This is a genomic window from Microbacterium sp. Bi128 (assembly GCF_918698205.1).
Map to the genome: position 1 here is coordinate 1 of NZ_CAKKMM010000169.1, position 8,132 is coordinate 8,132.

The 8,132-nt window shown below is 70.5% G+C and carries 6 protein-coding genes; all 6 read right to left on the bottom strand.

Annotated features, from left to right (window positions below):
- Positions 1-630: iron chelate uptake ABC transporter family permease subunit (locus LQV45_RS13135; protein ID WP_230007411.1), on the bottom strand; the 630-nt coding region annotated here is incomplete at its 3' end.
- On the bottom strand, positions 627-1,700 hold the full coding sequence (locus LQV45_RS13140) for an iron ABC transporter permease (RefSeq protein WP_230007412.1): 1,074 nt from the start codon (positions 1,698-1,700) through the stop codon (positions 627-629). The genes LQV45_RS13140 and LQV45_RS13135, both read right to left, overlap by 4 nt.
- Entirely contained in the window at positions 1,660-2,703 is a 1,044-nt protein-coding gene (locus LQV45_RS13145) for an iron-siderophore ABC transporter substrate-binding protein (protein ID WP_230007413.1), read from the bottom strand. The genes LQV45_RS13140 and LQV45_RS13145 overlap by 41 nt, the downstream gene beginning before the upstream one ends.
- A 150-nt stretch (positions 2,704-2,853) precedes the next feature.
- Positions 2,854-3,354 carry a DUF2004 domain-containing protein gene (locus tag LQV45_RS13150; protein ID WP_230007414.1) on the bottom strand — a complete coding sequence of 167 codons (501 nt, stop codon included), beginning with the start codon at positions 3,352-3,354 and terminating at the stop codon, positions 2,854-2,856.
- Positions 3,355-3,425: 71 nt separating this feature from the next.
- Positions 3,426-4,298 carry a signal recognition particle-docking protein FtsY gene (gene ftsY, locus LQV45_RS13155; protein WP_230007415.1) on the bottom strand — a complete coding sequence of 291 codons (873 nt, stop codon included), beginning with the start codon at positions 4,296-4,298 and terminating at the stop codon, positions 3,426-3,428.
- A 4-nt stretch (positions 4,299-4,302) separates the two neighbouring features.
- Positions 4,303-7,632, bottom strand: a complete 3,330-nt coding sequence (locus tag LQV45_RS13160) for a chromosome segregation SMC family protein (RefSeq protein ID WP_230007416.1) — start codon at positions 7,630-7,632, stop codon at positions 4,303-4,305.
- Between the last annotated feature and the right edge of the window lie 500 nt (positions 7,633-8,132).

Sequence of the window (8,132 nt, forward strand, 5' to 3'; positions counted from 1 at the left end):
AAGCAACCCGACGATCCCCGTCGAGCCGACGACCGGCCATGCCGCGCCGCTGAGATTGCCGACGAGCCACGTGAACGCCACGCTGACGTCGCGCAGGTCCGACACGGTGAGCAGGTAGCCGGTGACGGCCGATGCGAGCGCGGACACGCCCACGCCCACGAGCACCAGCCGCATGGCGTGGATGCCACGTCGCCACGCGAGGGCACCGATGAGGGCCGCCGACGCGACGCCACCGATCACGACGAACCCCGTCAGTGTCAGACCACTCACGGTAAGGGTCAGCACGGCGAACACCCCGACGGCACCCGCCGAGGCGGTCACACCGAGGACATCGGGGCTGGCCAGCGGATTGCGCAGCACGACCTGGAAGACCGCACCGGCGAGCCCGAGCGCGGCACCCACCACCACCGCTGCGGTGGCACGCGGCATCCTCACGTCCCACACCACGTAGGTCGCGATCCGGCTGCCCGTGCCGGTGAGAGCGCTCCACACCTCGGCAGGGGTCAAAGCCGCAGCACCGAGGGACAGCGCCACCACGGTCAGCGCCGCGACCAGGGCCAGGCCTCCGGCGACCACGAGAGCGATGCGACGCCTCTCGGCGCGCCGCAGGCGCGCCGTCACGGCGGTCACAGGCCCACCATCCTCATACGTCGCACGATGGCGATGAAGACCGGAGCGCCCACCACGGCCACCACGACACCGACCTGCACCTCACCCGGCCGAGCGACGACGCGCGCGACAACGTCTGCGGCAACGAGGAACGCCGCGCCCACAGGCGCGGAGAACGCCAGGATCCAGCGATAGTCGACCCCCGCAAGCATCCGCACGACGTGCGGCACGACGAGCCCCACGAACGCGATGGGACCGGCTACGGCGGTCGCGCCGCCCGCCAGGGCCACGACGATCAGGGCCGCCACCAGCCGCGCACGTCCGACGCGCATCCCCAGACCCGCGGCGGTGTCGTCGCCGAGAGCGAACAGGTTCAGCATTCGGCCTGAGGCGAGCCCCGCCAGCAGCGCGACGACCAGCACCGGCAGCACCGGGAGCAGCACGTCGAGCCCGCGGCCCGCGAGCGCGCCCACCTGCCAGAACCGCAGCGCATCGAGGGCGTCCTGCCGGATGAGGAGGACCGCCGAGACCAGGCCCGCCAACGCAGCGCTGAGCGCGGCGCCGGCGAGTGAGAGCTTGGCCGGTGTCGCCCCCTCCCGACCGCCGGAGGACACCGCCCAGACGACGGCGGCGGCGAGAGCGCCACCGACCCACGCGAACCACATGTACTGGACCGAACCGACCGCCCCGAACACGGTGATGCCGACCACCACCGCCAGAGCGGCTCCCTGATTCACGCCCAGGATGCCGGGATCGGCCAGCGGATTGCGCGTCACGCCCTGGGCGACCGCTCCCGCGATGCCCAGGGCCGCCCCGACCAGGAGGCCGGCCACGGTGCGGGGGACGCGCTTCTCGACGACCGCGATGTGCTCGGGGTTGCCGGGGTCGTAGTGTGCCAGCGCCGTCCAGACCGTCTCGGGCCGGATGTCGGCCGAGCCCACTGCGACACCGAGCACCGTGACGACGACAAGCACGCCGATGACGATCCCGGCACCGACGAGACGGCGGTGGGCGAGGTCGACGCGGGCGCGGCGGGCAGCGGGAACGACGTCAGCCGACACGCGCGGCGACGGCGGCGAGCTGCGGGACATACCGGTCGAGCATCCACGGGATCGACAGCGCGGTGGGCGCGCTCGAGGCCATCACGAACGATTCGCCGACGATGGGCGCGAACCGTCCGTCCTTCACCTGGGGCATTGCCGCCACGAGCGGGTCGCCGACGAAGGTGTCGGCGGCATCCTGGGTGCCGAAGTAGGCCACGAGCACGTCGGAGCTCAGCGCACCGAGATTCTCGAAGCTCACCTTGTAGAAGTAGCGCGAGGCGTCGGACGCCGGCACGTTCGCCTCGACGCTGGGCGCGACCGTCATGCCGAGTTGTGTGAGCAGCTGCACGCGCGGATCGTTCTCGCGAAAGACGTTGAACGTCTCGGGCTCGTTGTTCGCGCCGTAGACGAAGGTCTTGCCTTCCAGCACGGGGTACTTCCCGGCCAGCGTCGTGATCTCGTCGTTCGTCCGGGAGATGAGCGCCTCGGCGTCGTCGGACAGGCCGAGGGCTTGCCCGACGATCTTCGTCTGATCCTGCCAGGAGGTGGCCCAGGGCTTGTCGGGGTACGCCACCACGGGCGCGATCTTGCTGAGCTCGTCGAACTGCTCCTGCGTCAGTCCGGAGTAGGGCGCCAGGATGACGTCAGGCTTGGCCTGCACGAACTCCTCCACGTTCGGCGTGCTGGTGTCGCCGCCCGAGAGCAGCTGGGGGGTCTGCCCGCCGAGGTCGTCGATGGCGTCCTTGTCCCAAGGGAGCACGCCATCCACCCCGCCATAAGGGAACGCCGGCATGGCCACCGGCACGACGCCGAGCGCGAGCACGGCGTCCTGTGCCGACCAGCCCCACGTAGCGACCCGTTCGGGCTTGGCGTCGATGGCGGTCTGCCCGAGGGCGGAGTCGATGGTCACCGGGAACCCGTCGGTGGACGGGATGGCGGACTCGGCCGCCGACGGCGCCGTACCCGCGCATCCGGCCATGGCGATCACGCCGGTGACGATGAGGGCGGCGGCTCCGAGGACACGAGCGGGGCGGCGCGAGCGCACGAACATGGGACTCCTTCACGCGACAGGACCTCGATGATTCCGAGGTAGGAAAGCCTTACCTTACCTGGATGCGGACCTTACACGTGTCCAACCCGGGGCTGACGACGGCGTCGAAGACGTCGACGAACGGCGCGGAGCGCAGAAACGTCTGCCGGATCAGTCCGCGCTGGAGACGGACTGCACCTTGCCGTCCGACGCGAGGTTGACCAGTAGCACGTCGTCGGTGGCATCCGGATCCAGCGCGTACTCGAGGACGGCGAACGGATCGGTGCCGCCGTGCTCGTCGGCGAGGATCGTCATGCTCATGAGCTGCAACGACTTGATGACGTCGATGTGGGTGTCGCCGGAGGGGTCGCTCAGCAGGTCGTCGAGCTCCTCGCCGAGCGTCGCCTGCTGCTGCAGGATGTACTCGGTCACCTCGCTCGTGCGGTCGTCCAGTTCGTCGACCATGGCGTTCCGCGCGGCGAGGTCGATGGCCTCGAGCGAGGCGATCATCGACGCGGCGACATCGAGCGCGTCGATCGACACGTCGTCCTGATCGGGGGCCGTGAGATCGACGGTCACACTCTGGTCTCCGAACTCCACGTTCTCAGACCAGAAGATCGAGCCGTCGGGGCCTGACTCGAGAAGGCCGAAGAAGTCGTGCTCGATCGCCATGCCCCCATGAAACCAGCCCGAGGGGTCTCGCGGAAGGCGACCCGCCCGCGCGGCCGAGTGCGATAAGGGGATCAGTCGACGAGCGACGCCGCGAAGACGTGCGGAGTGAAGCCGGTGAGGTCGTTGATGCCCTCGCCCTGGCCGAGCAGCTTCACCGGGATGCCGGTGAGTTCCTGGACCGCCAGGACGAAACCGCCCTTCGCGGAACCGTCGAGCTTCGTGAGCACCAGGCCCGTGACGCCGGCGCTGTCGAGGAAGGCCTGGGCCTGCATCAGACCGTTCTGCCCCGTCGTGGCATCCAGGACCAGGAGGACCTCGCTGATCGGCGCCTGCTTCTCGACGACGCGCTTGATCTTGCCGAGCTCGTCCATCAGGCCGCCCTTGGTGTGCAGGCGCCCCGCGGTGTCGATCAGCACGATCTCGGTGCCCGTCTCTTTCGCGTGGGCGACGGTCTGGAAGGCGACGGATGCCGGATCTTGGCCCTCCTGCTGCGGACGCACGATCGTGGCTCCCCCGCGCTCCGCCCACGTGGCGAGCTGATCGACGGCGGCGGCGCGGAACGTGTCGGCGGCCCCCACGACGACGGTGCGACCGTAGCGCTGGAGGAACTTCGCGAACTTGCCGATCGTCGTGGTCTTCCCCACGCCGTTGACTCCGACGACGAGGACCACTGCGGGCCGCTCGGTCAGACGCAGCGTCGTGTCGAACTTCGCGAAGTGCTCCTCGAGGGTCTCGCGCAGCATGCGCTGGAGATCCTTGGGGTCGGTGGTCCGGTATCGCTCGACCTTTTCGCGCAACTCGTCGATCAGTCGCTCGGTGACATCGGGACCGAAATCGGCCGTCAGCAGAGCCGTCTCGAGGTCGTCCCACGTGGTCTCGTCGATCGTGGGTTTGACGAACAGCCCGCGCAGCGCGCGGCCCAGCGACCAGGAGTTCTCAGCCATTGCTTCAGCTTACGGGGGCGGGTTCGGCCGACGCGCGGGCGCGGTCCCCCACGCGCTGCCCGACGACGGCGGAGACGCCGTCCTGCCGCATGGAGACGCCGTACAACGCGTCGGCGATCTCCATCGTGCGCTTCTGGTGGGTGATCACGATGAGCTGGCTGCTCTCGCGCAGCTTCTCGAACACCCCGAGGAGCCGGCCGAGATTGGCGTCGTCCAGCGCCGCCTCGACCTCGTCGAGGATGTAGAAGGGGCTCGGACGCGCCGTGAAGATCGCGGTCAGGAACGCCACCGCCGCGAGCGAACGTTCGCCGCCGGAGAGCAGCGACAGGCGCTCGATCTTCTTGCCGACCGGGCGCACGGCGACCTCGATCCCCGTCGTCAGGGGATGGTCGGGATCGGTCAGCGCGATGCTGCCCGTGCCGCCCGGAAAGAGGATCGGGAAGATCTCGCCGAACGCGACACGGGTGTCCTCGAACGCGGCCACGAAGATCGTCTGCATCCGTTCGTCGAGGTCGGCGATGATCGTCTGCAGGTCGGCGCGTGTCTGTTGGAGGTCGGCGAGCTGCTCGGTCAGGAACGCGTGCCGCTGCTCCAGCGCCGCGAATTCTTCGAGGGCGAGCGGGTTCACGCGCCCGAGCTGGGCGAGCTTGCGTTCGGCATCCTGGAGCCGACGCTTCTCGGACGCGCGGTCGAAGGGCACGGTCTCGTCGCCATCGCCAGCCGGAACCGGCTGATCGGGACCATATTCCGAAACCAGAATGTCCTCGTCGAGGGCGAGTTCGGAGTTCACGCGCTCGAGCAGGCTCGTAACGTGGAGCCGTTTCTCGTGCATCTGCAGTTCCAGACCGTGCACGTTCTCGGTCAGACGTGCCAGGCGCTCCCGCACCGCCGTCTCCTCGCTGCGGGCCCGCGCGAGGTCCGCGGTCACCGCGGACCGGGCCGACTCGGCGGTGGCCAGTTCGACGCGAGCCTGGCTGACCGACCGATCGACGGAGTCGAGGAGCGCGGGCAACGCCGCGGACACCTCGGCGGCGATCTCGCGTTGGGCGCGCCGGATCACAGCGCGTCGCGCCGCGGCGTCCGCGGCCGCCCGCTCGCGTTCGCGTTGCTGCTCGAGCTGAACGATCCGCGCCTCTCCCGCTCGCACGCGTTCGCGCAGCGTCTCGATGTCGAGTCGCGCGCGCATCTCGTTCTCCCGCGCGGACTCGAGCTCGGTGAGCATCCCCTCGCGCGCCGACGCGTCGAGCAGGGGGCGCGGCATCTCGAGGGCGCGGGCGAGCGCCTCGTCGGCGATCCGCGCGGTCTCCTCGGCGTCGGACACCGCGGCTTGCGCTTGCGCCAGACCCGCCTCCAGGCGCTCGCACTCGGCGACCGCGGCCTCGTGGCGGACCGTGACGCGGTTGAGCTTCTCGGCGTGCGCGGCGAGGGCGGCATCGTGAGCGCGCAGCGTCGCGAGCGTCTCCTTCGTGCGCGCACGCGCCTCCGTCAGGGATTGCTGGGCTTCCGCCAGCGCCTCCCGCAGGGAATCGGCGACCACGACGATCTCGTCCAACCGCTCGGCCGCCGCGTCCCGTTCCGCCGCGAGCTCCAGACGCGATCGGCCCGAGCCCGACCCGGCGCGCAGCGTGCGGGAGGTCAGCACCGCGCCGTCGCGCGTGACCACGACCGTCCCCGCCGGACTGTCGGCCAGGGTGGCGCGGACACGCTCCGCCGCCGCGAGATCGTCGACGATGATCACGCCCGACAGGATGCCGCGCACTCCCGCCGGCGCCGAGACGACGTCGACCGCCCGCACCCCGCCGTCCAGCGAGACGCCGGAGTCGGCATGCGGGGCATCCGCGATCGCGATCTCGACCACTCCGAGGTCGCCCTCGCGCGCCGCCCGCGCCGCCGAGAACGCCGCGGCAGCGTCATCGACGGCGTGGAGGCGCTCGCGCAACGCCGCGACCTCCGTCTCAGTGTCGTTGGTCTCGCGCTGTGCGCGCTCGTACGCGGCAGCGTGTTCGGCCGTCGATTCCTCGGGCGTGACGTCGGGGTCGAGCGCGGAGCGCGCTTCCTCCGCCTCGGCGCGGCGCTCGAGCGCGGCATCCAGGGCTCGCTGCTGCCGCTCGACCGCACCGCGCACGGCGGCCAACCCGGAGGCCGCTGCCTCCGCCGAGCCGCGGAGCGCGGTGAGCTTCATATCGTGCGCGGAGACGAGAGCGCTCTGCGCGGCGATGTCGGCGTCGAGCGCGTCGAGCTCGGCGCGCGCCCGGGCGACACCGCGCGCCGCGTCCGCCGCGGCATCCTGTGCGTCGCCCAACCCGCCCGCGATGTCATCGATCTCGGCCCGGACGTCGTCGATGGTCGACTGGCTCACGGTGGGAGCCTGCGACGACGCGTCGAGGTCGTCGTCGGCCAGCAGCGTGAGGCGTTGCCCCGCCAGGGTGTACAGCCCGCGCAGGCGCTCCTGCACCTGTTCGAGCGAGAACGCGGCGCGGCGAGCCCGATCCACGGCCTCGGACCGCTGTTCCTCTTCGAGGCGCTCGACGCGCTGACGCACGCCGTCCGCCTGGTCCTGCAGCATGAGGCGCTCGGTATGCCGCTCGCTCTCGGCCGCGGCCGCATCGGCGAGCTCGCGGCGCAACCGCACGAGCTCGTCGGCGAACAGGCGCGCCTTCGCATCGCGCACGACAGCGGCGATCGTCGCGGCCTCGCGGGCGATCTCGGCCTGTTTACCGAGGGGCTTGAGCTGCCGGCGCAGCTCTCCGGCGAGGTCGCTCAGCCGCGTGAGGTTGGTCTCCATGGCTTCGAGCTTGCGAACGGTCTTCTCTTTGCGGCGGCGGTGCTTGAGGATGCCCGCGGCCTCCTCGATGAACCCGCGCCGCTCCTCGGCCGAGGCCTGCAACACCGTGTCGAGGCGCCCCTGCCCGATGATCACGTGCATCTCTCGGCCGAGACCCGAGTCGCTGAGCAACTCCTGCACGTCGAGCAGACGGCACGTCTGCCCGTTGATCGCGTACTCGCTCGCACCGGTGCGGAACAGCGTGCGGCTGATCGTGACCTCGCTGTAGTCGATCGGGAGCGCGCCGTCGGCGTTGTCGATCGTCAACTGCACCTCGGCTCGGCCGAGGGGACCGCGGGTCGACGTACCCGCGAAGATGACGTCCTCCATCTTGCCGCCGCGGAGGGTCTTGGCCCCCTGCTCCCCCATCACCCAGGCGAGCGCGTCGACGACATTGGACTTGCCCGAGCCGTTCGGCCCCACGATGCACGTCACCCCGGGTTCGAGCGCGAACGTCGTCGACTGCGCGAAGGACTTGAAGCCCTTGAGCGTGACGCTCTTGAGGTGCATTCCGATGCGCCTTCCCGACCCGGTGTACTGAGCGATCACGGTACCGGACGCCTCCCCGGCAGCCGCGACGCCAGGCCGCAGATGCGCCCACGACCCGCCCGGACGACGCGCCTTTCTGGAAGGTCGCTTGACATTCGCTGAATCCCTTCGCTAGCGTCGGGGGTCGCAACCGACGTCGAAAGGAGGTCACCCCCATGATTCGCAACACCACCGGCTTCATCGCCGTTCCCGTGCTGTCCCCATCCCCGCGCGGAGTGACCACCGCCGTCGGCATGTCTGCTCGCCAGGCGTGACCTCGCCGCGTTGAGACGTTCGACCGTCTCCGCTCCCGCGACGCCGTCCGATCATCGGATGCCGCGCGCCCGGGTCCTCTGAGACCTGCCCGCCCCGTGTCGGTCCTTCGCCGCACCTGGCCTCTTCTCTCGCTCTTCCTCATCGGAGCCTCCGCATGAACACCTCACTCACGCGCGCGCCGCAGCACGCGGCATCCGCGCCCACCC